The following is a 22,726-nucleotide window of genomic DNA, read 5'->3' as shown; positions in this document are numbered from 1 at the left end:
TATAAAAAGCTTTTAAAAATTATTCAGCTTTTTTTTCAGATTTTTTTTCTTCGGCGGGCTTATCTGTTTGTTTGCTTTGGTTTTTATACTCTTCGTTGAGTCTTTTCACCACTTCGTCGGTGATGTCCAAAGCAGGATCGCCATACCATACGGTTACGCCCGGTTTATAGCCGAGAATGAGCTTATAGCCTTTTTCCTTGGCATAGCGCTGCATGAAGTCTTCCAAATTCTTGTTCAGCTTTTCAGCCATCTTGAACTCTTCTTCCAAGTATTGATTTTCGAGCGTTTGCTTATACTGTGCCAAGTTCTGTTGGCGCTCAATGAGCGACTGCTCGGTGGCTTTGGCTTGCTGCAGAGTCATGCTGTTGGCTTTCTGCTGGAAGTTGGCAATGTCGCGCTCCAGGCTGCTGACACGACGGTTCAGGTCTTGCTCAAACGATTGACGCTTCTTTTCCAACTCTTTTTGGGCGTCTTTGTAAAAATCATATTTGGCAAGCAGGCTGTCAGAGTTGATGTAAACAATGCCTGCCGCTTCGTCTTTTTCTTGAGTGTTTGTTTCGGTTGCGGTCTGATTGCCTTGCTCGTCGGTCTTTTGTTCGTTGTTTTGGCATGCCCCAAATAAAAATAGGGAAATAGCCAGAGGTAGTAAATGTTTTTTCATCTTTTTCGAATTTTGAAAAATGGATTCTTTTGTTCCTGACAACAACTGCAAATATACGCAAACTTTATTGGCAGGCAAGCCTCGCTATCTTCTTGTTGAATGCGGGAATATTTCTATTTTTGGCAGCAAAAAATTGATGAACAATGAGTTTTATAGATCACGTACACGCCCGTCAGATATTGGACTCCCGTGGCAATCCCACGGTTGAGGTAGATGTCATCACCGAAGATGGCTTCATAGGCCGTGCAGCAGTGCCGTCAGGGGCTTCTACCGGCAAGTATGAAGCAGTAGAATTGCGCGATGGCGACAACACACGCTATTTAGGCAAAGGCGTGCTTAAGGCTGTGGAGAATGTCAACGAAATCATTGCGCCCGAGTTGATTGGGGTGTCGGTGTATGAGCAAAAGATGATAGACCACTTGCTTCTGGAGCTGGATGGTACACCCAATAAGTCGAAGCTGGGCGCCAACGCCATTTTGGGCGTTTCGCTGGCAGTAGCCAAAGCGGCAGCAGCGGCCCTTCAACTTCCGCTTTACCGTTACGTAGGTGGCGTGCACGCGGCTACCTTGCCGGTGCCCATGATGAATATTCTGAACGGAGGGGCGCATGCCGACAACGGCATCGACTTTCAGGAGTTTATGATTATGCCGGTGAATGCGTCTTCGTTTAGCGAGGCTTTGCGTATGGGCACAGAGGTGTTCCACCACTTGAAAAAGGTGCTGAAAGACAAAGGGCTTTCTACCAACGTGGGGGATGAAGGCGGCTTTGCGCCCAACCTGAAGTCAAATGTAGAAGCTATTGAAGTGGTATTGCAAGCCATAGAAAAAGCCGGCTATCGTCCCGGTGAAGATATTTTCATTGCGCTGGATGCCGCCAGCTCCGAGCTGTTCGACGAAGAGAAGCAGGTTTATCGTTTGAAAAAATCGACCGGCGACGAACTGACTTCTGCCGATATGGTGAATTTCTGGCAAGAGTGGGTGAAGAAGTACCCGATTCTTTCGATTGAAGACGGTATGGCTGAAGACGATTGGGATGGCTGGCAAAGCCTGACAGCAGCCATCGGCGACAAAGTGCAGTTGGTGGGCGATGATTTGTTTGTGACCAATGTGGAGCGTGTGCGTGAGGGTATAGACAAGCAGGTAGCCAATGCCGTATTGATTAAAGTGAATCAAATAGGCACACTTACTGAAACCATCGATACCATTGAATTGGCAAAGCGCCATCGTTATAAAAACGTGATGTCGCATCGTTCGGGAGAAACCGAAGACAGTACCATTGCAGATTTGGCTGTAGCTTTAAATACCGGGCAAATCAAGACAGGCTCGGCATCGCGTTCGGACCGCATGGCTAAGTACAACCAATTGTTACGCATTGAAGAAGAACTCGGCGAGGCTGCTTACTATCCCGGCTTGAACTTCTAATGTAAAAGCTGTTTTTGCCCAAGCAAAAGCAGCTTTCTTGATATGTAAGTGCTTTTTCTTTTAAACAGCCTGCGGGTGCCCGCAGGCTGTTTGGTTCTTATCTTCTTTTCTTCTTGTTGCGCTTGAGCATGCGGCTGAGGCGCCCACCGCCGCCGCTTTCCATCTGGTTCATCTTCTTTATCATTTTTTGCATTTGCTCGAACTGCTTGAGCAAATTATTGACTTCCTGTATGCTGCGCCCGCTACCTTTGGCAATCCGTTGTTTACGGCTGGCAGCGGTGCGGTGTGTCAGCAGAAGGGCAGGATTTTCTCGCTCTTGCGGGGTCATAGACTGTATGATGGCTTCTATAGGCACGAAAGCATCGTCGTCTATGTCGAGGTCTTTGACCATTTTTCCTACGCCCGGCAACATGCCCAGCAAATCTTTGACGTTGCCCATCTTTTTGATTTGCTGTATTTGAGAGTAGAAATCCTGAAAGTCGAATTGGTTCTGACGCAGCTTTTTGTTGATGCGCTCGGCTTCTTTTTCATCGAAAATCTGCTGGGCACGCTCTACCAACGACACCACATCGCCCATGCCCAGGATGCGGCTTGCCATACGGTCCGGGTGGAATACATCCAGGTCATTGACTTTCTCGCCCGTACCTATGAACTTAATGGGGCGGTCCACGACGGCACGAATCGAGAGGGCAGCCCCACCGCGCGCATCCCCGTCGAGTTTGGTGAGCACCACGCCGTCATATTGAATGCGATCATAGAACGCCTTGGCTGTATTGACGGCATCCTGACCGGTCATGGCGTCCACCACGAAGAGTGTTTCGGAAGGCTGCAGCGTTTCTTTCAGGCGGCTGATTTCGTCCATCATCTCTTCATCGACTGCCAAGCGGCCGGCCGTATCGACAATCACCACCTGATATTTGTTTTGCTTGGCATATTCTACGGCATGTTGGGCTATCTCTACCGGGTTTTTGTTTTCCGGCTCGCTGTACACCTCAATGCCCAATTGTTCGCCCAGTGTCTTGAGCTGTTCTATGGCAGCCGGGCGGTACACGTCGCAGGCAACCAACAAAATGCGTTTGTTCTGTTTCTTTAAGTAGTTGGCAAGCTTGGCAGAGAAGGTTGTTTTCCCTGAACCTTGCAAGCCGGCCATCAGCACGATGGCAGGGTTACCATCCAGTTTGATGTCCTGCTTGGTGCCCCCCATGAGCTGTGTCAGCTCGTCATATACGATTTTGACGAGCATCTGACCGGGCTCTACGGCAATTTGTATTTTTTGCCCTAAGGCTTTCTCTTTGATTTTATCGGTAACTTCCTTGGCTACCTTGTAGTTTACGTCGGCATCCAAAAGGGCGCGGCGTATCTCTTTAATTGTATTGGCTACGTTTACTTCCGTAATGCGATTGGAGCCCTTGAGCGTGCGTATGGCACCTTCTAACTTCTCACTTAAATTTTCAAACATAGAGTTTTCCGGTTTACAAACTATCCTTTGATGGTTCTTTTTCTACTTTAATACAATGCCTACCTTTTTAAGTGCCGCTTTAATGCCGTTTTTGAGGCGCTCTTTGATGGGGGTTACCACCTTCTTTACGGTGCTATCTTCCGGGCGCGCCTTGAAGATGGTGTCGTGATAGGGGGCGGCGTCTTCGCGCTCGGTGGTGTAGAAGTAGGCATACACCGATTTGCGCGACATGCCCTCGGGCACTTGTATGCGGGAGTAACCGTGATACGAGATTTCGCTGGTTTCAAATATGACGGCACGGTTAAAAGCCGGCGGTACTTTCTTTACACACTCGGTCACGTCGGCGTTCCACAGCTCCAAATCGCCTCCATAATGAGGTTCCCAATGCCGGTTCATGTAAATGAGCAGGTTCAGACGACGATGTACGTCTTTTTCCGGGTGTATGTTGAAATCTATGTGTACGTCCAAGAAGCTTCCGTTATCTCCTTCGTGCAAGCCCACGCCCAAGTGGTCATTGGTGATGAATACATCTTGAATGCCGGTGACACGGCTGACCCAAGCATAGAACTCCGGCGACATAAGGGCATCGCGCAGGCGGCTGAAGTCCGGGTGAAAGTCTTCGAAATTGGCGCCTTCGGCTTTGCGTTCATTGATGCCGTCATAATGCTTGCGCAGCACCTTCGTAGGCGGAAAGTGTTCGTATAGCTTTTCTGCAAAGTCGGTTTGCAGAAAGTTATCTATAACAACATGGCGGTAAGGCCGTGCTGTGTTGAACTCATTTTGGAGTTGTGCAATGGTAGCTTCTTCAAACAGACGAGGGTTGAAAAGCGAAATACCGGCTTGTGGATTCATATTTATGTCTTATTTTTCAATAGCTTTGGTGCAAAAATACGTTTTTCTATTAACAGTTGAAATACAAAACACTGAGCCATGAAGCAAAAGCAAAACCGTCTTTTCTTTTTTGGGGTGCTGCTTATTCTGATAGCCATTCTTGCCTATTCGCTCATAGACCGGCGTAAAGAAGAGGACGTAATGCAAAAGATAGAGAAGTTTCGTCGTGAAAAAGACGAAGCCTTCAAATACCGCGACGACTCGCCCATAGAAAACAGAGAAGCTTTTTCTCACTTGAATTATTTTCCACCCAATGTGCAGTACCGTATCAAAGCCCGTTGGGTTCCCGTAGATGAAAACGAAGCCGATTTTTTGGTGCAGATGACCGATAGCACCTTCGACCGCTTGCGCTCGGTAGCCTATGCTTTTTTTGAGTATGAAGGCAAAGAGTATCAGCTTTTATTATTTGAAAAAGAAGACAATGCCGGCTATTGGTTTTTGCCTTTTAAAGATGCTTCGAATGGCAAAGAAACCTATGAAGGCGGGCGTTATCTGGACGTGGAAAAGCCCAAAGGCAACACTTTGATATTGGATTTCAACTTTGCTTACAATCCCTATTGTGCCTATAGTCCCGATTATAGTTGTCCCATTCCTCCGAAGCAGAACCATCTGGATTTTGCTATCTTGGCAGGCGAAAAGAAATTCGTAACAGCTGACAGCAGCAGTACTTCAAAGCCCTGAGGATATGTTATTTCGCGATATAGTTGCTTTGATTCGCCATTTGTTGGGCGATGACTATCTGGAAGAAGTCAACGAAGAGGCAATACAGCCCTACATAAAAGTGGCACCGGTGCGCCTGCCTACGGTTGCCCGCTTGCTCTATGAGCACAAAGACCTGTATTTCGATTATTTGGCTTGCATCACGGGCATCGACAACGGACCGGCAGCCGGCAGCATGGAAGTGCTTTATCATCTTTTTTCCATTCCCTATGAACACGCTTTGGTGGTAAAGGTAGAAGTAGCACGCAACCGCGAGGGCGAGCCACTACCGGAGATGCCCACGGTCAGCGATATATGGCGCACAGCCGACTGGCACGAACGTGAAATTTACGACCTGTTGGGCATTCGCTTTACGGGGCATCCCGACTTGCGTCGCATCTTGTTGCCTGCCGACTGGCAAGGGCATCCGCTGCGCAAAGACTATCAAGCGCAAGAAACTTATCATGGCATTACGGTGAAGGCAGAAAACCCGCCGGAAGACCCATTTCAAGCTTGATTTTTTACCGAAGACCATCAAAAATTTGTACTTTGTTCTTTTCAAACCAAATACCTGTCTGTTATGAGATACGAACGCATTGACAACCGGCTGTTCATAGAGAACCGCCGTCGTTTGGCGGATCGCCTGCTTCCCAATTCCATAGCTGTTTTCAACTCCAACGATATTATGCCTACCAGTGCCGACGGCACCATGCCCTTCAAGCAGAATACAGACTTGTTCTATCTGACCGGTGTGGATCAAGAAGAGACCGTTTTGTTGTTATATCCGGATGCCAAGGAAGAAAAATACCGTGAAATTTTGTTTGTGCGTGAAACCAACGAGCATATAGCCATTTGGGAAGGGCATAAGCTCACCAAAGAAGAGGCTACCGAAGTTTCCGGTATCCGCACGGTCATGTGGACTTCGGAGTTCGAAAAGGTGTTCAACACCCTGATGGGCGATGCCGAGCATTTGTATTTGAATACCAACGAACATCCGCGGGCAGAAGTAGTAGTGGAAACCCGTGATGCCCGTTTCATTAAATGGTGCAAAGAACGCTATCCCTTGCATAGCTATCGCCGCTTGGCGCCTATCATGCGTGACTTGCGGGCTATTAAATCCGATATTGAAATTGCCCTGATACAGAAGGCTTGCAAAATTACGGAAGCCGGTTTCCGGCGCGTGCTTCAGTTCGTGAAGCCGGGCGTAAAGGAATATGAAATCGAAGCCGAATATGCGCATGAGTTTCTGCGCCGCGGCTCGCGTGGCTTTGCTTATACGCCCATTATTGCTTCGGGGGCCAATGCCTGCGTGTTGCACTACATAGACAACGACCAAGTGTGCCAAGATGGCGACCTGTTGCTGATGGACGTGGGGGCAGAGTATGCCAACTATGCCTCCGATATGACCCGCACTATTCCGGTGAATGGACGCTTTACGCCCCGCCAACGTCAAGTATATGACGCAGTATTGCGCGTGATGCGCGGGGCTATGGATATGCTGCGCCCCGGCAACACCTTGGATGAGTACCATGCCGCCGTGGGCGAATTGATGACCAAAGAGCTCGTGGATTTGGGCTTGTTGACCATGGACGAAGTGAAAAACCAAAACCCCGATTGGCCTGCTTACAAAAAGTACTTCATGCATGGTACCTCGCACCACCTGGGCTTGGACGTGCACGATGTGGGCGACAAATACCGCAAGTTTGAAGCGGGTATGGTATTTACCTGTGAACCGGGCATCTATATCCGTGAAGAAGGGCTTGGCATTCGTTTGGAAAACGATGTGGTCATTACCGGAAACGGCTTACTTGACCTGATGGCTGACATCCCTATAGAAGCCGAGGAAATAGAAGAATTGATGAACGCTTCGGTGAAGGCATAAAACCTGATAAACACCGGAGGAAAGCGGCACAATCCAAAAGTGCCGCTTTTTTTGTTCTTGAAAAGAAAATCTAAGCTAAAAGTAGATGAGGTTTTACACTTCCGGACTCTTTTGCTCGTTCGAGATGACAAGCTGCGTGAGGTTCGGAATGATAACCGGTGTTTTTCCCGGCATCTCTCATTGAGTAGTACTACCAAGCAAGTATATTGTTTTCTACAACAAAAAAAGCTGCCTCATTGGAGGCAGCTTTCGTATAGTCAGGTCTTAATTTCCTGAGGGATTATTGACCCAAAGGAATAGCATAACCTACGGTGATGGCAATGTTGCGGTTCTTATTGAAGTTGTCGCTGTCGCCACCGGGCAGTGTGTTAGACAAGCCCAAGCCATAGCGGGCGTCCAGCACTAACTTGCCTGAACCTACTTCGAAGCCGTAACCCAAGCCGAAATACAAACCGAAATCAGTGGGTTTTACGTCATCTTCTGCTTCGTCTGTACCAATGTTCAGGTCTGCTTCGATTGAGGCGCTGCCGTCATCAATTTTTGCTTTGCCACCCAAAGCAATACCCAAGTAAGGACCGGCACCTACATAGAAGCCGCCGAAATGAGCACGTGCCATCACAGGGATTTCCAAGTAGTTGATGGTGGCAGAGGTTGTGAGTCCATTGTTCTTTTCTTCACCACCTTTCTGGATGTAAAGCAACTCGGGTTGTACGGAAAACTGCTCAGATACACTGATAGGAGCAGCTACACCAAAGGCAAAGCCGGTTTTCATGTCAGAAGTGCTTGACTCACCGGCAGACTTACTTGCAACGCTAGCCAATGAAACGCCGGCTTTGGGCATGATAGAGATTTGTGCTTGTGCGCCAAAGAACAAGGCTCCGGCTGCGAGTGTCAACAATAACTTTTTCATAGTTCTGATGAGTTTTAAGTGAAACATTAAAACTGACGCTCATTAACGAACGCATGTAGTATCATTACAAAGTGTGTGCCAAACTGCAAGGGCTGAGGAAGGCTTTTGAGTGTGGATTTTACTGCGCAGTAGAGTCGTTTGTACTACCTTTATTTTGCGAAATTAAATTTTAAAAAAACGGCTTATAGGCTTAGCTCCCGGCTTGGGTCCCAAAAAAACATGTCGAAATTTTGCACGCGGTCGTTTTCTACTTGAATGCCTTCTTGGCGCAATAGTTCTGCCATACGGTCAGGGCTGCCAAAATAGCGCTTTCCGGTGAGCTCCCCACGGCGGTTGACTACCCGGTGGGCAGGTATGTCCGGCAGAGCTGCGGCGTGGTTGAGTGCCCAGCCTACCATGCGCGCTCCCGAACGCAGTCCCAAATAGTGGGCAATGGCGCCGTAGGTACTTACACGGCCACGTGGGATGCACCGGACCACCGCATACACATCGTTGAAAAATGAATGTTTTTCGTGCTGTTTCATTGTGCAGTGTAGTTTAAAACTCCACGCGCCCGAGCAGGCTGCGTGCCAAGGTGAGTTCATCGGTAAATTCCAGTTCGCTGCCTATGGGCACGCCACGTGCCAAGGCCGTTACTTTTACCTGCAGTTCTTTGAGACGCTTGGTCAGATAAAAAGCGGTAGTGTCTCCTTCCATGGTAGAGCTGAGTGCCAGTATGACTTCTTTTACCTTATGCTTCTGTACACGCTGTAGCAGGCTTTCTATGTGAATATCTTGTGGACCGACGCCATCAATAGGCGAAATCAAGCCGCCCAACACATGATACAAGCCTTGATAATGGCCGGTGCGCTCGATGGCGGCAATGTCTTTGAAATGCTCCACTACGCAGATGGTTTCGCGGTGGCGCCGCGGGTCGCTGCACAGGCTGCATATTGCTTCGTCGGCAATGTTATGGCACTCTTTACAATATTGAATATGGTCGCGCAGTTGAAGCAGCGCTTCTGCCAGCTGATGGGTTTGCCGGGGTTCTTGTTTGAGCAAATGCAAAACGATGCGCAAGGCCGATTTTTTTCCTATGCCCGGCAGCTTGGCTATTTCCTCCACTGCACGTTCTATAAGCTTCGAAGAGTAATGCATAAGGCAATGTCTTTGGCATACAAAAATATAAAAGCTTGGTTGAACGGAAGGGTTCAGCCAAGCTTTTGCAGAATAAAACCGGCAGCGGCGTGGTTATACCACTTCGGCTTGAATGCCCCGGTCGCAAATGGCTTGCCGCATGGGCACCAGTTCGTCCCAACTGCCTTTCTTTACCGAGCATTTGCCTTTGAAGTGAATAATCCACGTACACTGTTCTGCTTGCTCGGGTGTGTGTTTACACACCTCAATGAGGGTCTGAATAACATGGTCAAAAGTGTTTACATCATCATTGAAAACGACCAAATCGTGCACCTCTTCTTCTACAATAACTGTGTCCAGCTCTTCAAATACGGCGGGTGTTTCTTTGGTTAAGCTACTCATATTCAATGTGTTTTTGTTAGTCAAATGTAAAAAAAGCCGGCCATATATGCAAGCTTTTTATATGGAAACACAAAAGTGCGTATTTTTATTAGTTTAGTCCCTGCAAAAACAAGCTTTTTATGAGTGCACACTGGATTTTACTGGTTTTACTACTGTATTTTGGTGTTTTGATGCTTATTGGTTATCTGACAGGCAAGCAAGCCGACAGCTACGATTTTTTTGTGGCACGCCGGCAGTCGCCTTGGTATGTGGTGGCTTTTGGCATGATAGGGGCTTCGCTGTCAGGCGTTACTTTTGTGTCGGTGCCCGGCTGGGTGGGTACTTCGGCATTCTCCTACTTTCAAATGGTGCTGGGCTATTTGCTGGGCTATGCCGTGATTGCTTTTGTGCTTTTGCCGCTGTATTACCGCCTCAATTTGGTGTCTATTTACAGTTACCTGCAGGAGCGTATCGGAGAGCGGGCTTATAAAACAGGGGCGGCTTTCTTCCTTTTATCACGTACTATAGGCGCGGCATTCCGCCTCTACTTGGTTGCCTTGGTTTTGCATGTAGGCATTTTCCGGCAGTGGGGGCTTTCGTTTGGCTTGACCACGCTGGTAAGCTTGCTTCTCATTTGGCTTTACACGGCACGGGGCGGCATCAAAACCATCGTGTGGACTGACACCCTGCAGACTACCTTCATGCTTCTGGCAGTGGTATTTACCATTTGGTTTATTAAGGAAGACTTGGGATGGAGTTGGACAGAGCTAAGTGAACGCTTGTCGAAAGATGCGCGCAGTCAGGTCTTTTTTTGGGATGATTGGAAAGACGGCAAATTTTTCTGGAAGCAGTTCATTGCCGGGGCTTTCATAGCCATTGTCATGACCGGTTTGGACCAAGACATGATGCAGAAAAACTTGAGTTGCCGCACATTGCGTGACGCGCAAAAAAACATGATTACTTTTAGCTGGATACTGTTGCCGGTCAATTGGCTTTTTTTGACATTGGGCTTGCTGCTGTATGTGTATGCCGAAACGCACGGGTTGCCTATGCCTGCCAAGTCAGACATGTTGTATCCGACTTTAGCGTTTAATCATTTTCATTGGACGGCAGCCCTCTTTTTTTTGTTGGGTATTACGGCAGCGGCTTATTCAAGTGCCGATTCGGCTTTGACTGCCCTCACTACTTCTTTTTGTATAGACATACTCGATTTTGAAAAAATAAAAGACAAGGACAAACAGGAGCGTCTGCGCCGTCGTGTACACATAGGCATTACGGCTTTGCTTTGGTTGGTGATTATGGTTTTCCACCGCCTGAACGACGAAAGTGTAATAAGCGCTATATTCAAAGCGGCCGGCTACACCTATGGACCACTCTTGGGAATGTATGCTTTCGGTTTGCTTACCCGCCGCCGTACCAACGACAAGCTGGTGCCGTGGATTGCCATTGCCGCGCCTTTTATCACTTGGGGCATTGCCGAAAACGGCGAACGCTGGTTCAACGGATACCAGTTTGGCTATGAGTTGTTGTTGCTTAATGGTCTGCTTTGTTTTGTGGGTCTGTGGATGGCGAGTCGTCGAGCAGCTGTCTGAGTATTTTGCCGGAAGGGCTCCGTGGAATATATGCTTGATAAAGCACGGCTTTGGGCGCTTTGTAGTGCTCCATGCGCTGCCGCAGGGCTTGTAGCAATTGTTCTTCGGCAGCTTTGGGCAAGCTTTTTTCCGGGAACACCAGTACAAGTTTTTGACCTAAGAGCGGGTCGGGAATGCCCGTCGCGAAGAAAGGGCACCGGATACTCATCTCTTCCAGCAGGCGGGCGGTGGCTTCTTCTACCTGTTCTATTTGTATTTTGATGCCCCCGCTGTTGATGACATTGTCGATGCGCCCGAGCCACTCGAAGTGGGTAGCATCGTGTAGGCGGACGCGGTCATTGGTAACCAAAGGGGGGAGGTGCGGCGTATGCACCACCAGGCATTGCCGTTTGTCGCAGCTGAAATGCACCCCGGGCATGGCTTCGTACAGAGGCTTTCCCAAAGGACGCAAAGCCACGTGCGAGGCTGTTTCAGTCATGCCATACGTTTGAACCATGCGGGCTTGTAGAGGCAATAGCTGCTTTTCCAAATGCTTCGAAAGCGGTGCACCGCCAATCAATATGCCTTTGGCTTGTTTTAAAGAGGCAAGCAGCCGGGGGGCTTCGTGCAACATGCTTTGCAGCTGCATGGGCACAAAAGCGTAAAAGTCGAACTGCTTGCCGGGAATTTCACTCAAGGGCAAGCGCGAAGGGGCTTGCACATAGGCATGCAGCTGCCCTTCCATGGCGCGCACCAGCATCATGGCACCGCCCACAAATGCAATATTCATATTGACCAGGAGGCTATCGCCTTTTTGTAGTCCGAAATATTGAAGTGTATTGCGGGCACTCCATGCCATGAGCCGGCGGGAGAGCTTTATGCGCTTGGGGGTGCCCGTAGAGCCCGAAGTGTGAAAAGTAAAATGGGCGGTGCCCTTCAGCCAGTGATGGCAAAAATGGATGGCTTGTCGTTCGTAATCATCCAGATCGCCGGGAAGGGAAGACAGGTGCCGGCAAGCCGCGAACGGAATAAAATGATGACGGATATGTAAGCCTCCTTCCGTAGTCATGGGGTTAGTTGGGATTGGCTATGGCGTAAATATAAAACCTGCTGGCATTGAATACCTCATCTTCGGCAAGAGGAATTTCCAACAGGCGGTACCCTACTACTTGCCCATTGACCTCCAGTACTTTCACTACGGTGTACAGCTGATTGGGGGTTACACCGAATTCTTCCAGGTTGCGCAAGTCATGCATGCGCACGGTGAAAGGAACGGGGGGAAGTTCAGCAAGCTTTTTCATGATTCTCAAAAGTTATAGCAGTTTTCATCTTTTTGTTCCTCTAAATAACAAAAGGTTAGGGCTCTGTGTACCCTGTCCGCCCGGCGGGCAATGTAAGATTGACAGGCATAGACATTCGCCAAAAACGCAGGAACAAATGTGGGTAGTAGCAGCATAAGCCGCCCTGCCGATGGACCAAATTTTTTAAGGGACGAACGGAAGCAGACAAACGACCAACGGCAGGGCGCAAAAAATGTGCAAAAAGACTTTACACTTGTAACATTGGTTTCACTATTTCTCTGGTGCGAACACCCACCGGCTGCCGTCTTCATGGCTGATAACCAGTTGGGAAGGCGTAAGTGCCACTACCCGGTAGCGGTATGTTTTTCCGTCGAGCTCCATAAAGAGGGTGCGTCCATCGCCGCTGAGGCGCCACCGTCCGTCACGTTCTATATCGCCTTGGTTGCGGTAGCGAAGTTTGCCGGAGTGTTTAAACTGCAATGTGGCAAAATCGAAATGCTCTACATGCTTTTGGCTTAACTCACTTTCAAGCTGCAGTTCGGTATCCGATTTGTCGAGTGCTTCTTTTTCCAAGAGCGAAGCAGGGGCTTGCGATAAAGAAGGCTCGTAGATCCATCGTTGGCAAAGCCATTTCTCTTGTACCTTCCGGGACTGTGCATGAGCACCTGCCCATAAGACAAGGAGCAAGGTGACGGTGAACAATAAAAACAACTTGGTATTCATAATTTTGCTTTTTGGTGTACCGGATTTTCAAAGGGCAAAAAATAGACCAAGTTTAAAACAAAGCACGGAACACTTCATCCAATTGAGCCACGCCACGGATTTCTATATTGAATTTTTTCAAATCGAGCCCCTTGAGGTTGTACTTGGAAGTAACGATGGTGCGAAAGCCCAGTTTTTCGGCTTCTGCAATACGCTGCTCTATTTTGGCTACCGCACGCACTTCGCCCCCCAGGCCCACTTCGCCGGCAAAACAAATGGTGGGGGGCAATACAATTTCTTCGTAAGAAGAAGCTATGGAGCAACATACTGCCAAATCAATGGCGGGGTCTTCTACGCGCAGGCCGCCGGCTATGTTCAAAAACACATCTTGGTCGCCCAGACGAAAACCGGCCCGTTTTTCAAGCACTGCCAACAACATGTTCATACGTTTGGCATCGAAGCCGGTGCTGCTGCGTTGGGGGGTGCCATAGGTGGCGTGACTCACCAGCGATTGCACTTCTACCAACAAGGGGCGGTTCCCTTCTATGGTGGAGCCGATGGCTACGCCGCTCAGCTCTTCTTCGCGCTGTGAGAGCAGTATTTCGGAGGGGTTGCTTACTTCGCGCAAGCCGTCGGCACGCATCTCATAAATGCCCAGTTCGGAGGTGGAGCCAAAGCGGTTTTTGATGGTGCGCAGAATGCGGTAGGTCATGTGGCGGTCGCCTTCGAACTGAAGCACCGTATCGACCATGTGCTCCAGCACCTTAGGACCCGCCAGGCTGCCTTCTTTGGTGATATGCCCCACCAAGAACACAGGCGTATTGCTTTCCTTGGCAAACTTCATTACTTCGGCGGTGCATTGGCGCACTTGTGACACGCTGCCTGCTGCCGAATCGAGCAATGCCGAATGCAGGGTTTGTATGGAGTCAATAATGACCAAATCGGGCTCTATGGCTTCTATTTGCTTGAATATGTTTTGAGTAGATGTTTCTGCCAAAATAAAACACCGATCACTATGTACAGCCAAGCGTTCTGCCCGCATTTTTATCTGCTGTTCGCTTTCTTCGCCCGAAACGTACAGTACTTTGAGCTGCGCAAGCGAAAGCGCCAATTGCAGCATGAGCGTTGACTTGCCTATGCCCGGTTCGCCGCCTATAAGCACCAATGAGCCCGGAACGATGCCGCCGCCCAGTACCCGGCTCAGTTCCCGGTCGGCCACTTCTATGCGCCGGCGGGATTCATAGCTTATTTCTTGCAGCTTGCGAGCCTTGTTGGCTATTTGCTTGCTGCTGCTTTGGCGCCATTCGTTTTTTTCTTGAGTGGTTGTGGTAATCTCTTCCACAAAAGTGTTCCATTCGCCACATGAAGGGCAACGCCCCATCCACTTAGGTGAGGCATGTCCGCAGTTCTGACAGAAGTATTGGGTTTTGGGTTTTGCCACGATGCTCTACAAGGCTTAGGTTTGCACATGATACATGAAACGAAGATAAGCAAAATTATTAGGCAGGCATTGAAAAAAGCCCTTTGCCAAAAGCAAAGGGCACACAAGTGCAGGGCATGCACAAAGCTTTATTGAGGGCTGTAATATTTTTTTACTACTTCTTCCAGCTCTTGTGCCCGCTCTAAGGAGATTTGCAGGCGTTCGCGCCGGCGGTCCAGCACTTTTCGAATATCTGCCGATATTTCGCCGTCTTGATAGGCGTGTTGCAGCATTTCAAAGTAGAATTTTTCTTCCTGTGTCAGGCTCTGAATAAAATTGCCGGGGTGTGTCTGCGTTTCTTCTGTTGGTTGGGCGTTGTTGTTCTTATTATTGGAGCCTGCTGCGTCTTTTTTGTCGCCGTTTTCTTTTGCTTTTGCCTTTTTTTGAGCGAGCACATCTTCCACTTCGGGGCGGTCGCGACGAATGGGCGGCGGCACAAGGGGTTCTTCTGCTTTCTCTTCTACCGTTTTTACCGGGGGGGCGGGAGCACTCTCATTGTCTTCTTTGGGCACAATGGGCTCAACACGGGTGTCTTTGCCGGAGACAGGCGTGGGAGAAGCCGTCTCTTTTCTTTCTTCTTTGAAAGAGGTGGTCACATCGGGGGGCGTGAGTTGCCCTTGGCGCAACAGCTGCACATCGATGGTGGGTATCTCTTCCATTTTTATGTCGGCGGTGAGGGCATCGAGTGGGCTAAAGTGTACGCGGATGCGATATTGCAGGGCAGGACGATGTATTTCGGCTTTGGGTATGGACGCCTTACTGCTTCGCTTGCCTTTTTTGCGTTTGCTTGCATGTTCTTGTTCTTGCATGAGCATTGCGAGGTCTTTGTCTATTGCATCCAGTTCTTCGTCGCTCAAAGTGGGAAGAGTTTCTATGCTGCACACAAACTCGGCAGAGAAAATCGCCCCCTGCATTCGTTGTTTGACCATACGTTGCCATTCTGTTTCGTAGGGGTACCACACCACGTCAGAAGGAATGTGTGGGCGCTGGGTGGGATGCAGTTCATACAAGAAGTCGGCCGGGCGGTCGCTGTCGGCAGCCGGGTCGGGGGGCAGGGTTTCATGGAAGATTTCAATTTTTTGAGCGCCCAAATGTTGCAGGATACGCACCAGCTCATTGACTTTGTCTTCAAGCAAGGCACCGTAAGCATGCTTGAACGGATAGGCAACGTGGCGGCGATAGGGGTGCAACAAGTAAAGATTCCCTTTTTGCGGGGCTTCGTGCAGAAAGCGAAAGATGCCGGTAGCGCCTTCTATAAGAGGTAAAACGATTTCCGGTTCTTCAAGCGGAAGGTCATCGGTAAGGAAAGCGGCTTTTTTGTCATTCAAGCGGAGGGCACCGTTTACAAAGCGCCGGTATAGCTCATCTCTTTTTTCCCGCATTTCGAAACGAAGCTCCGGCTCTTCGGCCAGGTGATAAGCTTCGTTGTAAAGCCACATATTTTCATAAATGGCTTCGGCCTGCAAGCTGGCTTTGAGGCGTATGATTTGCATGTACAGTTCTTTGACTTCCTTGCGCCAATGCGCGGCTTGGGTAGCGTCGCCATAGGCTTCTTTGAAGGTCTCGAAGGTGATGTGCAGAAGCTTTTGCGCTTCGTGGCGCCTGCCCATCTGCAAGTACACCGACGCCTTTTTGAAATAAATGAAAGGGTTTACTTCGGGGTGTAAGCCTTTCAGTTCGTCGCATACTTGTAAAATGGCTTCGAGTACTTCGGTTGAGGGGGCTTTTGCAACGTTGTTTTTATCCATGCTTGAAGTGTTTTCATTGGTTGGCAATGGGTTGGCAGAAGGGACCGGCTTTTTTGGGTAGCCTTGGAGCAAACGCAGGCTTTCCTGCGCCTGTGCTTGTGTTGCATAATCGATGGCGGTGCGCCCTTCTTGGTCTATGAGTGCCGGGTTGGCACCGTATTCCAGCAGAAGGGCAACCAGCTCCGGCGTATCGCCTTGCATGCAGGCGAGCATCAAAGCCGTGCGTCCGAGGTTGTCGCGTGTGTTGGGCGGAACGCCTGCCTTCAGCAGGGCTTCGGCCTCGGCAACTTGCCCATTCAGGCAGTAGTCCAAAAAAAGTTGTTGTTGAGCAGTCAGGTTTGCCATAGAAAAAGTAAGCCATCGTTCTTTTTAAATTTAAAAAAACGATGGCATTTGTGAAAGGGAAACGGCTAAAAAACAGAGAACTTCTGCCGGTTTAGCGACGAATAGCAAACTCTTGATAGCCGGGGGGCGGTTCCAAGGGTTCTATTTCCACACGTTCTACTTTTGCCAAAGGCGATCCTTCGTGGCACCACTCAATGAATGCTTGTAAGGCTTGCTCTTCGCCTTCGGCTTCTATGTACACACTACCGTCTGCTTCGTTGCGTACGAACCCTTTGATACCCAGTTCTTCGGCTTTGCGTTGGGTGTAGGCCCGGAACCACACCCCCTGCACCCGGCCATAGACTCTTATTTTACAGGCTTTTTGCATGCTGTTTATTGTTCTTTTGGTCCCATGTCTTTATACACGATATGTGGAGTTTCAAACCAAATACGCCCTTTCACTTTTTTCCCATTTTGATAAAGGCTGTCGCGCAGGGTATAGGCAGTACCTTCGAAGGTAGCCTGTAAGCGCCCTTTGCCCAGCTCTTTTACATGAATGCTTCCTTCTTGCAAGGCTAAGTTGTCAAGAAAAGAGTAGTAGCCGGTGCCATGAAAGATAAAGACTAAAAAGCTTTGCGGCTTGAGCGTATCCATGAATTGCTCTTTGCGTAAATGGAATACGGTGTCGGTCAGGTAACGGGTCGTGTCTTTTACAAAAAAGTTGGCAATAATGCGATGGTAAGGAGCCAGCGAGTCCACAATGATGGCCGTTACGAGCGGAAACTTGCCATTGTACGGATACTGAAAGCGGCTGTCGGAGTGCAGCAAGCTGTCCTTGTAAACAGTATCGCCCAGTGCCACTTCGTAATAGCCTTGTTGCTTGACCGGCACGGGCGGCATTTCTTGCTTTTTGCTTTCCTTGCATTGCCATAGTATGAGGCCTGCTACCAGGCTTGCTAAAAGCGGATACAATTTTTTCATAACACGATTGCTTTTTTGGTTAGTTATTTTCTACCCAATCTGCAATAAACAAATTGGTGTCGCGGGTGCCTTGATTGTTGCGATTAGAGCTGAAAATCAGTTTTTTGCCGTCGGGCGAAAACATAGGGAAGGCATCAAACACACTGTCGTAGGTGATTTGTTCCAATCCGCTGCCGTCAAGGTTGATCATGTAGAGGTTGAAACGGAAGCTTTGCGGGTAGGCATGATTGGAGCTGAATATGATTTTTTTGCCCGAAGGATGAAAGAAAGGCGCCCAGTTGGCTTTGCCCAAATGCGTAACCTGCTGCAGGTTGCTGCCATCGGCATCGCAAACAAATATTTCCATTTCAGTAGGTTGCACCAGCCCTTGTGCCAACAGCTCTTTGTATTCTTTCATTTCGGCCTCTGTCTTGGGGCGCGAAGCCCGGAACACAATCTTGCTGCCGTCGGGCGAGAAGAAGGCGCCCCCGTCATAGCCCGGCTCGTGGGTGATTTGCTTGGGGTTACTGCCGTCGATATCCATGACCCACAGTTCCAAGTCGCCCGAACGCATGGAAGTAAACACAATTTTATCGCCACGGGGCGAAACGGTGGCTTCTGCATCATAGCCGGGTGTATTGGTGAGTTTCTTCACTATGTTGCCTTGCAGGTCGGCAACGTAAATATCGTAGCTGTCATAAACGGGCCATACATATTTACCTTTGAGGCGTGGCGGGGGCGGAGGACAGGCACTGTCGGCCTCAAAAGTGGAGGCAAAAACAATGAGGCTGTCGCCGGGCAGGAAATAGGAGCAGGTCGTGCGCCCGAGGTTATTGCTGATGCGCCGGGGCATGTGAGCTTTCATATTGCCCTGCTGCAGGTCGAAATAAAAGATTTGGTCGCAGTTGACGCCCCAGGCTGCATAGTCGGACTGAAAAACTATCTTTTGCCCGTCGAAGCTGAAATAGGCTTCTGCATTGTTACCACCAAAGGTGAGTTGCCGGACATTGCAAAGGTGGTGTTCTTGTGGATAACGCAAGCTGTCATGCGATGCTGTTGAGCGGCTCTCTTGCTGCTGCGTGGTGTTCTGTGTATGGTGGCGGCTATCACCGCAGCTGCACAGACACACTGCCAGTAAGGCGGAAAAAACGGCATATGTTTTCATTCTTCGATAGGTTTAGGCTGCTTGTATGCAATAAAAAAGGGGCTGCTTACAGCCCCTAAATTTAGAAATTTATAGAAAAAAACTATGGACCTTAGCCAACCAAGCCTAAAATAAGGAATACCAAGCCTACAATCAAAAGAATAATGCCTATGATGCCTACTACCGGCAAGAGTGCCAGAATCAAGCCCACAGCCATCAGTATGATGCCGATGAGCACATAGTTGTTCATGTATGCTTTCTTGGCTTTGTCAGCTTTCTTGTTGACCTTCTTTTCCAGTTTCTTTTGAATGCGCTCAAAACGCTTTTGTTGTTTTTCTGTCAACTGCACGGATTCGGGGGCTTTCACTGCCGGTGCTTCTTTTTGAATATGGGCGGGTGCCGTACGCACATCTGCCACCGGAGCCGTTGTTTGCTCTTCTACCAAAGCGCTGCTCAGCGGTGAAGGGTCTTCGTAGCTTTGGGCTTTTTGCTGTGCACAAACGGCAAAAACGTTTAGAAAGACCAGCAAGAAGGCAAGGGTAAATACATTTTTCATATGGGTGCTGTTTTAAAGGTGGGTGATTCCTTCCAAAAATAACTTTTCCCTTTAAAAAAGCAAAGGAAAAAGCCTGTTTTGTTGTGTTTAGCTTACGAACAGGCGTGGAATTATGTTGCTTATCCGGGCAAGAAAAAAAGCGGAAAAAAACTGCCGCCGTGTAAGGGGTTATTTACGCCGTGTGCGGGCAAATTGGGTAACATCGAGAAAGGCACCGTCGCTGCTGCCCATGACGATGGGCAATTCGCCGTTCCATTTTTCAAGAAAACGCAGCGTAAGCACCTTATCGTCAATAGACTGCTGCAGTAAGCGTTGAGCTTCGGCTTGGGCACGGGCACGTTCTATTTCCTGTTGCGCCTGCATTTTGACACGCTCCAGGCGGTTTTTCTCTGCCAATGCTTCTTGTTCGGCGATTTGCTTTTGCTCAATGGCACGCGTAAAATCGGGCGAGAAGGCAAAGTCGATGATAGAAAAGTCGGTAACAATGATATGGTTTTTGCCCAGACGCTCGCGCACATAGTCAAAGGCTACCTGCTTTATCTCCGGGCGCTTGGTGATAAGTTCTTCGGCGGTATAGCGCGAAGTAGCCGATTTCATGGACTCTTGAATGGTAGGGTCGATAATGGTGCTTAAATAACCCAGCCCCAACTCTCGGTAAATGGTTGATGCCGCTTCTTTGTCTATGTAAAAGTTTACTGCCACGCGGGCGGTTATGGGTTGCAAGTCTTTGGAAGAAGCCGTGGCGTCCACCTCATATTTTTGCACTCTTGCATCCATGATGACCACATCGGTAATAAAGGGATTGACAAAGTGAAGTCCCTCTTGAAGGACTTCTTCTTGCACGGCACCCAGTTTTTTGACTACCCCTACGGTGCCTGATTCGATTTGCACAAAGGTGTTGGAAATCATGCCCAAAATCACAAGGCCTATAACGACACCTACAAAAATGGTAATGACGGTTTTCGATTTCATACTTTTCTATTGTTTGGTTTTACAAATGAGTATTTTTGTTTTTGTGCATGATGCCTGTTGGAAGTTAGTAAATTTTTGGGTTTTTCCCTTGCCCTGTCTGTTCATTTACATGTGTTTTTGGGAAAAATATGCTTTTAGCAGCTGTTGATGTTGGCAGTGAGGCTTGTACGAATCAAAAGCATAAACTGCGCAGGCAAAAAATAGCGATGCTCAAACCTCTGTCAGGCGAAAAATACATGCCTTTTTTGCAACTTTACGGACTGCCGTTCAATGTCAATAGTATTGTATGAAAGAATATACTCGTGCACAGCTTGCCCTGCGCAACGGACAAGACAAAGCCGAAATATGGGTAGCCTATCGTGGTGTGATTTACGACGTATCGGCTTCGCGTTTGTGGCGCAATGGCAAACATTATGAACATTGGGCAGGGCAAGACCTGACAGAAGAGCTGGACCACGATGCCCCCCATACGGCAGGCGTATTTGAAAAATTTCCGGTAGTAGGTAAACTCAAACAGTCATGAATAAAGAAGCTGCCAAAAAGCGCATACAAGAGCTTGTTGAGCGCATCAATTACTATAACAAACGCTATTATGTGGACAGTGTGTCGGAAATTTCCGACTACGAGTTCGACCAACTGATGGACGAACTGCGCCGCCTGGAGGAAGCCTTTCCCGACTTGGCATTGCCCGACTCGCCCACCCGCCGCGTAGGATCAGACCTTACTAAAGAATTTCCTACGGTGCGCCACCGTTATCCCATGCTTTCGCTCGATAACACTTACTCGGAGGGCGAACTGCGGGAGTTCGAGCAGCGCATCCGCCGTTTCTTGGGATTGACTGCCTCCGAGCCTATAGAATATGTATGCGAGCTGAAGATAGACGGGGTATCTATCAGCTTGATTTATGATAGTACCGGTATTTTGCAGCGGGGTGTTACCCGGGGCAATGGTGTGGAAGGAGAAGACGTAACGCCCAATATCAAAACCATTGCTTCCATTCCCTTGCGTATCGAGAGCCGGGAACCCTTGCCCGCTTATGTGGAAGTGCGCGGCGAAGTGGTGTTGACCAAAGCGCAGTTTCAAAAGCTAAACGAGCAGCGGGCTATGGATGGGGAACCTCTGTTTGCCAACCCGCGCAACACGGCTGCCGGCACTTTGAAATTACAAGACCCCAAAGAAGTAGCCCGCCGGCGCTTGAGTTGCTATACCTATTTTCTGCTGACAGAGCCAAGAATAGTGTCCAGTCATTGGGAAGCACTGCAACAGCTCGAACGCTGGCAGTTGCCGGTGTCGCCCCACGCCCGCCTGTGCAATAATATAGAAGAAGTGTTGGCCTATGTGCAAGAGTGGGAGGCAAAACGCCATGACTTGCCCTTTGAAATCGATGGCATCGTAATAAAAGTAAACCGCTATGACTGGCAGGAGCAGCTGGGCACCACCGCCAAAAGTCCACGCTGGGCTATTGCCTATAAGTACAAGCCGGAAGAGGCATTGACCGTATTGGAAGATGTGGTGTTTCAAGTGGGACGTACGGGAGCCGTTACGCCCGTGGCTGTCTTGCGTCCGGTGCAGCTGTCGGGCACTACGGTGCAGCGGGCTTCGCTACACAATGAAGACTACATTAAAAAGCTGGATTTGCACTATGGCGACTGGGTGCGTGTGGAAAAAAGCGGAGAAATCATTCCGCAAATTACCGGTGTGGATGCAAGCAGGCGCCCGGCAGGGGCACGCCCGGTGCATTTCCCCAAAAACTGTCCTGAATGTGGCACGCCTTTGAAGCGTGAGCCGCAAGAAGCTGCTTATGTTTGCCCGAATACTTGGGGGTGCCCCCCGCAAATTAAAGGGCGCATTGAGCACTTTGCCTATCGGCGTGCAATGAACATCGAAGGGCTGGGCGAGCGCATCATTGCTTTGCTCTACGAAAAAGGCCTGGTGCGGGATATCGCCGATCTATACGATTTGAAAGCAGAGCAAATCCTGCAGTTGGAGGGCTTCAAAGAGCGTTCTACTCAAAACCTGCTCAATGCCATTGAAAAGTCCAAGCAGGTGCCCTATCCGCGCGTATTGTATGCTTTGGGCATCCGGCATGTGGGCGAAACGGTCGCCAAAGTGCTGGCAAAACATTTTCCTTCTATCGACGATTTGCGGCGTGCCGGCAAAGAAGAGCTGATGCAGGTGCCGGAAATAGGCGAGGTCATTGCCGACAGCATCTGTGCCTTTTTTGAAGACGAAAAAAACATGCAGTTGATAGAGCGCCTGCGACGGGCCGGGGTGCAGCTTGAAATGCCGAAAGAAGAGCGGGCACAAAGCCATGTTTTGAACGGTGCTTCTTTTGTTGTGTCCGGCACATTTCGCCATTTTTCCCGCGATGAGATAAAAGATTTTATTGAACGGCATGGCGGGGTGGTGAAGTCTTCGGTGTCTTCCAAAACCGACTTTTTGGTAGTGGGGGAGGCGCCCGGAGCTTCCAAGCTGGAAAAAGCAGAAAAGCTGGGCATTAAAGTCATTACGGAAGACGAGCTGTTGGCAATGTGTCAAGCCTGACCCT

Annotated in this window: 24 protein-coding genes; 7 read left to right on the top strand and 17 right to left on the bottom strand. The window is 49.2% G+C overall.

The annotated features are described in order from the left end of the window. Positions 1-19: 19 nt before the first annotated feature. The gene (locus QVE43_RS06720) at positions 20-661 is read right to left on the bottom strand and encodes an OmpH family outer membrane protein (RefSeq protein WP_288005416.1); all 642 of its coding nucleotides are present in this window, start codon (positions 659-661) and stop codon (positions 20-22) included. A gap of 143 nt (positions 662-804) precedes the next feature. On the opposite strand from QVE43_RS06720, the gene eno reads away from it, so the two are divergent. Further along, positions 805-2,082, top strand: coding sequence for a phosphopyruvate hydratase (eno, locus tag QVE43_RS06715; RefSeq protein ID WP_288005413.1), 1,278 nt, complete (start codon positions 805-807; stop codon positions 2,080-2,082). A gap of 97 nt (positions 2,083-2,179) precedes the next feature. Here eno and ffh read toward each other — a convergent pair whose 3' ends face one another. After that, complete coding sequence (gene ffh, locus QVE43_RS06710) at positions 2,180-3,541, bottom strand: signal recognition particle protein (protein ID WP_288005410.1); 1,362 nt, start codon at positions 3,539-3,541, stop codon at positions 2,180-2,182. A 42-nt stretch (positions 3,542-3,583) separates the two neighbouring features. Further along, positions 3,584-4,393 carry a 2OG-Fe(II) oxygenase gene (locus QVE43_RS06705; protein WP_288005407.1) on the bottom strand — a complete coding sequence of 270 codons (810 nt, stop codon included), beginning with the start codon at positions 4,391-4,393 and terminating at the stop codon, positions 3,584-3,586. A gap of 78 nt (positions 4,394-4,471) precedes the next feature. Here QVE43_RS06705 and QVE43_RS06700 point away from each other — a divergent pair, with 78 nt between their 5' ends. From QVE43_RS06700 to QVE43_RS06690, 3 genes are all read left to right on the top strand, one after another. Continuing rightward, entirely contained in the window at positions 4,472-5,113 is a 642-nt protein-coding gene (locus QVE43_RS06700; RefSeq protein ID WP_288005405.1) for a DUF1684 domain-containing protein, read from the top strand. 4 nt (positions 5,114-5,117) lie between these two features. Continuing rightward, positions 5,118-5,648: an NADH-quinone oxidoreductase subunit C gene (locus QVE43_RS06695; protein ID WP_288005402.1), complete on the top strand. Its 531-nt coding sequence runs from the start codon at positions 5,118-5,120 to the stop codon at positions 5,646-5,648. Between the two features lie 63 nt (positions 5,649-5,711). Next, positions 5,712-7,013 (top strand): aminopeptidase P family protein, encoded by a 1,302-nt coding sequence (locus tag QVE43_RS06690; protein WP_288005399.1) that lies wholly within the window; start codon positions 5,712-5,714, stop codon positions 7,011-7,013. Positions 7,014-7,293: 280 nt separating this feature from the next. Here QVE43_RS06690 and QVE43_RS06685 read toward each other — a convergent pair whose 3' ends face one another. The 4 genes from QVE43_RS06685 to QVE43_RS06670 all read right to left on the bottom strand — a co-directional run bounded on the left by QVE43_RS06685 (position 7,294) and on the right by QVE43_RS06670 (position 9,441). After that, positions 7,294-7,923, bottom strand: coding sequence for a porin family protein (locus QVE43_RS06685; protein ID WP_288005397.1), 630 nt, complete (start codon positions 7,921-7,923; stop codon positions 7,294-7,296). Positions 7,924-8,105: 182 nt separating this feature from the next. Continuing rightward, positions 8,106-8,447 (bottom strand): MGMT family protein, encoded by a 342-nt coding sequence (locus QVE43_RS06680; RefSeq protein ID WP_288005395.1) that lies wholly within the window; start codon positions 8,445-8,447, stop codon positions 8,106-8,108. A gap of 13 nt (positions 8,448-8,460) precedes the next feature. Further along, positions 8,461-9,060, bottom strand: a complete 600-nt coding sequence (gene recR, locus QVE43_RS06675) for a recombination mediator RecR (RefSeq protein WP_288005394.1) — start codon at positions 9,058-9,060, stop codon at positions 8,461-8,463. A gap of 93 nt (positions 9,061-9,153) precedes the next feature. Beyond that, positions 9,154-9,441, bottom strand: coding sequence for an ATP-dependent Clp protease adaptor ClpS (locus QVE43_RS06670; protein WP_038028664.1), 288 nt, complete (start codon positions 9,439-9,441; stop codon positions 9,154-9,156). A gap of 119 nt (positions 9,442-9,560) precedes the next feature. Between QVE43_RS06670 and QVE43_RS06665 the strand changes: the two genes are divergently transcribed. Beyond that, positions 9,561-11,012 (top strand): sodium:solute symporter, encoded by a 1,452-nt coding sequence (locus QVE43_RS06665; protein WP_288005391.1) that lies wholly within the window; start codon positions 9,561-9,563, stop codon positions 11,010-11,012. Here QVE43_RS06665 and QVE43_RS06660 read toward each other — a convergent pair. The 10 genes from QVE43_RS06660 to QVE43_RS06615 form a co-directional block, all read right to left on the bottom strand. Then, positions 10,954-12,060: an AMP-binding protein gene (locus tag QVE43_RS06660; protein ID WP_288005388.1), complete on the bottom strand. Its 1,107-nt coding sequence runs from the start codon at positions 12,058-12,060 to the stop codon at positions 10,954-10,956. The two genes, QVE43_RS06665 and QVE43_RS06660, sit on opposite strands and share 59 nt — an antisense overlap. 4 nt (positions 12,061-12,064) lie before the next feature. After that, complete coding sequence (locus QVE43_RS06655; protein WP_038028671.1) at positions 12,065-12,292, bottom strand: hypothetical protein; 228 nt, start codon at positions 12,290-12,292, stop codon at positions 12,065-12,067. Positions 12,293-12,562: 270 nt separating this feature from the next. Then, a complete protein-coding gene (locus QVE43_RS06650) occupies positions 12,563-13,015 on the bottom strand; it encodes a hypothetical protein (protein WP_288005385.1) in 453 nt (150 codons plus the stop codon). 52 nt (positions 13,016-13,067) lie between these two features. Then, a complete protein-coding gene (gene radA, locus QVE43_RS06645) occupies positions 13,068-14,435 on the bottom strand; it encodes a DNA repair protein RadA (RefSeq protein WP_288005382.1) in 1,368 nt (455 codons plus the stop codon). 128 nt (positions 14,436-14,563) lie between these two features. Continuing rightward, entirely contained in the window at positions 14,564-16,567 is a 2,004-nt protein-coding gene (locus tag QVE43_RS06640; protein WP_288005379.1) for an ankyrin repeat domain-containing protein, read from the bottom strand. Positions 16,568-16,658: 91 nt separating this feature from the next. After that, on the bottom strand, positions 16,659-16,934 hold the full coding sequence (locus tag QVE43_RS06635; RefSeq protein ID WP_038028678.1) for an acylphosphatase: 276 nt from the start codon (positions 16,932-16,934) through the stop codon (positions 16,659-16,661). Between the two features lie 5 nt (positions 16,935-16,939). After that, positions 16,940-17,527, bottom strand: a complete 588-nt coding sequence (locus QVE43_RS06630; protein ID WP_288005376.1) for a hypothetical protein — start codon at positions 17,525-17,527, stop codon at positions 16,940-16,942. A 19-nt stretch (positions 17,528-17,546) separates the two neighbouring features. After that, a complete protein-coding gene (locus tag QVE43_RS06625) occupies positions 17,547-18,671 on the bottom strand; it encodes a hypothetical protein (protein WP_288005373.1) in 1,125 nt (374 codons plus the stop codon). Between the two features lie 91 nt (positions 18,672-18,762). Continuing rightward, complete coding sequence (locus QVE43_RS06620) at positions 18,763-19,206, bottom strand: hypothetical protein (RefSeq protein WP_288005370.1); 444 nt, start codon at positions 19,204-19,206, stop codon at positions 18,763-18,765. Between the two features lie 168 nt (positions 19,207-19,374). Beyond that, complete coding sequence (locus QVE43_RS06615; RefSeq protein ID WP_288005367.1) at positions 19,375-20,178, bottom strand: prohibitin family protein; 804 nt, start codon at positions 20,176-20,178, stop codon at positions 19,375-19,377. 286 nt (positions 20,179-20,464) lie between these two features. Here QVE43_RS06615 and QVE43_RS06610 point away from each other — a divergent pair, with 286 nt between their 5' ends. Next, a complete protein-coding gene (locus tag QVE43_RS06610; protein WP_288005364.1) occupies positions 20,465-20,701 on the top strand; it encodes a cytochrome b5 domain-containing protein in 237 nt (78 codons plus the stop codon). After that, complete coding sequence (gene ligA / locus QVE43_RS06605) at positions 20,698-22,722, top strand: NAD-dependent DNA ligase LigA (protein WP_288005361.1); 2,025 nt, start codon at positions 20,698-20,700, stop codon at positions 22,720-22,722. The genes QVE43_RS06610 and ligA overlap by 4 nt, the downstream gene beginning before the upstream one ends. Positions 22,723-22,726: the final 4 nt, after the last annotated feature.

The sequence above is a fragment of the Thermonema sp. genome, assembly GCF_026003375.1.
In the GTDB taxonomy this organism is placed as follows: Bacteria; Bacteroidota; Bacteroidia; order Cytophagales; family Thermonemataceae; genus Thermonema; species Thermonema rossianum.
This window is presented reverse-complemented; position numbering and strand designations above follow the sequence as displayed.

Bases quoted from the DNA above. Each gene is read 5' to 3' on its own strand.
- QVE43_RS06655 (WP_038028671.1), bottom strand. From the start codon at position 12,292: ATGAAAAAGCTTGCTGAACTTCCCCCCGTTCCTTTCACCGTGCGCATG.
- QVE43_RS06700 (WP_288005405.1), top strand. From the start codon at position 4,472: ATGAAGCAAAAGCAAAACCGTCTTTTCTTTTTTGGGGTGCTGCTTATT.
- QVE43_RS06610 (WP_288005364.1), top strand. From the start codon at position 20,465: ATGAAAGAATATACTCGTGCACAGCTTGCCCTGCGCAACGGACAAGAC.
- QVE43_RS06665 (WP_288005391.1), top strand. From the start codon at position 9,561: ATGAGTGCACACTGGATTTTACTGGTTTTACTACTGTATTTTGGTGTT.
- QVE43_RS06650 (WP_288005385.1), bottom strand. From the start codon at position 13,015: ATGAATACCAAGTTGTTTTTATTGTTCACCGTCACCTTGCTCCTTGTC.
- QVE43_RS06620 (WP_288005370.1), bottom strand. From the start codon at position 19,206: ATGAAAAATGTATTTACCCTTGCCTTCTTGCTGGTCTTTCTAAACGTT.
- recR (WP_288005394.1), bottom strand. From the start codon at position 9,060: ATGCATTACTCTTCGAAGCTTATAGAACGTGCAGTGGAGGAAATAGCC.
- QVE43_RS06720 (WP_288005416.1), bottom strand. From the start codon at position 661: ATGAAAAAACATTTACTACCTCTGGCTATTTCCCTATTTTTATTTGGG.
- QVE43_RS06660 (WP_288005388.1), bottom strand. From the start codon at position 12,060: ATGACTACGGAAGGAGGCTTACATATCCGTCATCATTTTATTCCGTTC.
- QVE43_RS06680 (WP_288005395.1), bottom strand. From the start codon at position 8,447: ATGAAACAGCACGAAAAACATTCATTTTTCAACGATGTGTATGCGGTG.
- eno (WP_288005413.1), top strand. From the start codon at position 805: ATGAGTTTTATAGATCACGTACACGCCCGTCAGATATTGGACTCCCGT.
- QVE43_RS06695 (WP_288005402.1), top strand. From the start codon at position 5,118: ATGTTATTTCGCGATATAGTTGCTTTGATTCGCCATTTGTTGGGCGAT.
- QVE43_RS06625 (WP_288005373.1), bottom strand. From the start codon at position 18,671: ATGAAAACATATGCCGTTTTTTCCGCCTTACTGGCAGTGTGTCTGTGC.
- ligA (WP_288005361.1), top strand. From the start codon at position 20,698: ATGAATAAAGAAGCTGCCAAAAAGCGCATACAAGAGCTTGTTGAGCGC.
- QVE43_RS06685 (WP_288005397.1), bottom strand. From the start codon at position 7,923: ATGAAAAAGTTATTGTTGACACTCGCAGCCGGAGCCTTGTTCTTTGGC.
- QVE43_RS06690 (WP_288005399.1), top strand. From the start codon at position 5,712: ATGAGATACGAACGCATTGACAACCGGCTGTTCATAGAGAACCGCCGT.
- ffh (WP_288005410.1), bottom strand. From the start codon at position 3,541: ATGTTTGAAAATTTAAGTGAGAAGTTAGAAGGTGCCATACGCACGCTC.
- QVE43_RS06670 (WP_038028664.1), bottom strand. From the start codon at position 9,441: ATGAGTAGCTTAACCAAAGAAACACCCGCCGTATTTGAAGAGCTGGAC.
- QVE43_RS06640 (WP_288005379.1), bottom strand. From the start codon at position 16,567: ATGGCAAACCTGACTGCTCAACAACAACTTTTTTTGGACTACTGCCTG.
- QVE43_RS06705 (WP_288005407.1), bottom strand. From the start codon at position 4,393: ATGAATCCACAAGCCGGTATTTCGCTTTTCAACCCTCGTCTGTTTGAA.
- QVE43_RS06635 (WP_038028678.1), bottom strand. From the start codon at position 16,934: ATGCAAAAAGCCTGTAAAATAAGAGTCTATGGCCGGGTGCAGGGGGTG.
- QVE43_RS06615 (WP_288005367.1), bottom strand. From the start codon at position 20,178: ATGAAATCGAAAACCGTCATTACCATTTTTGTAGGTGTCGTTATAGGC.
- QVE43_RS06630 (WP_288005376.1), bottom strand. From the start codon at position 17,527: ATGAAAAAATTGTATCCGCTTTTAGCAAGCCTGGTAGCAGGCCTCATA.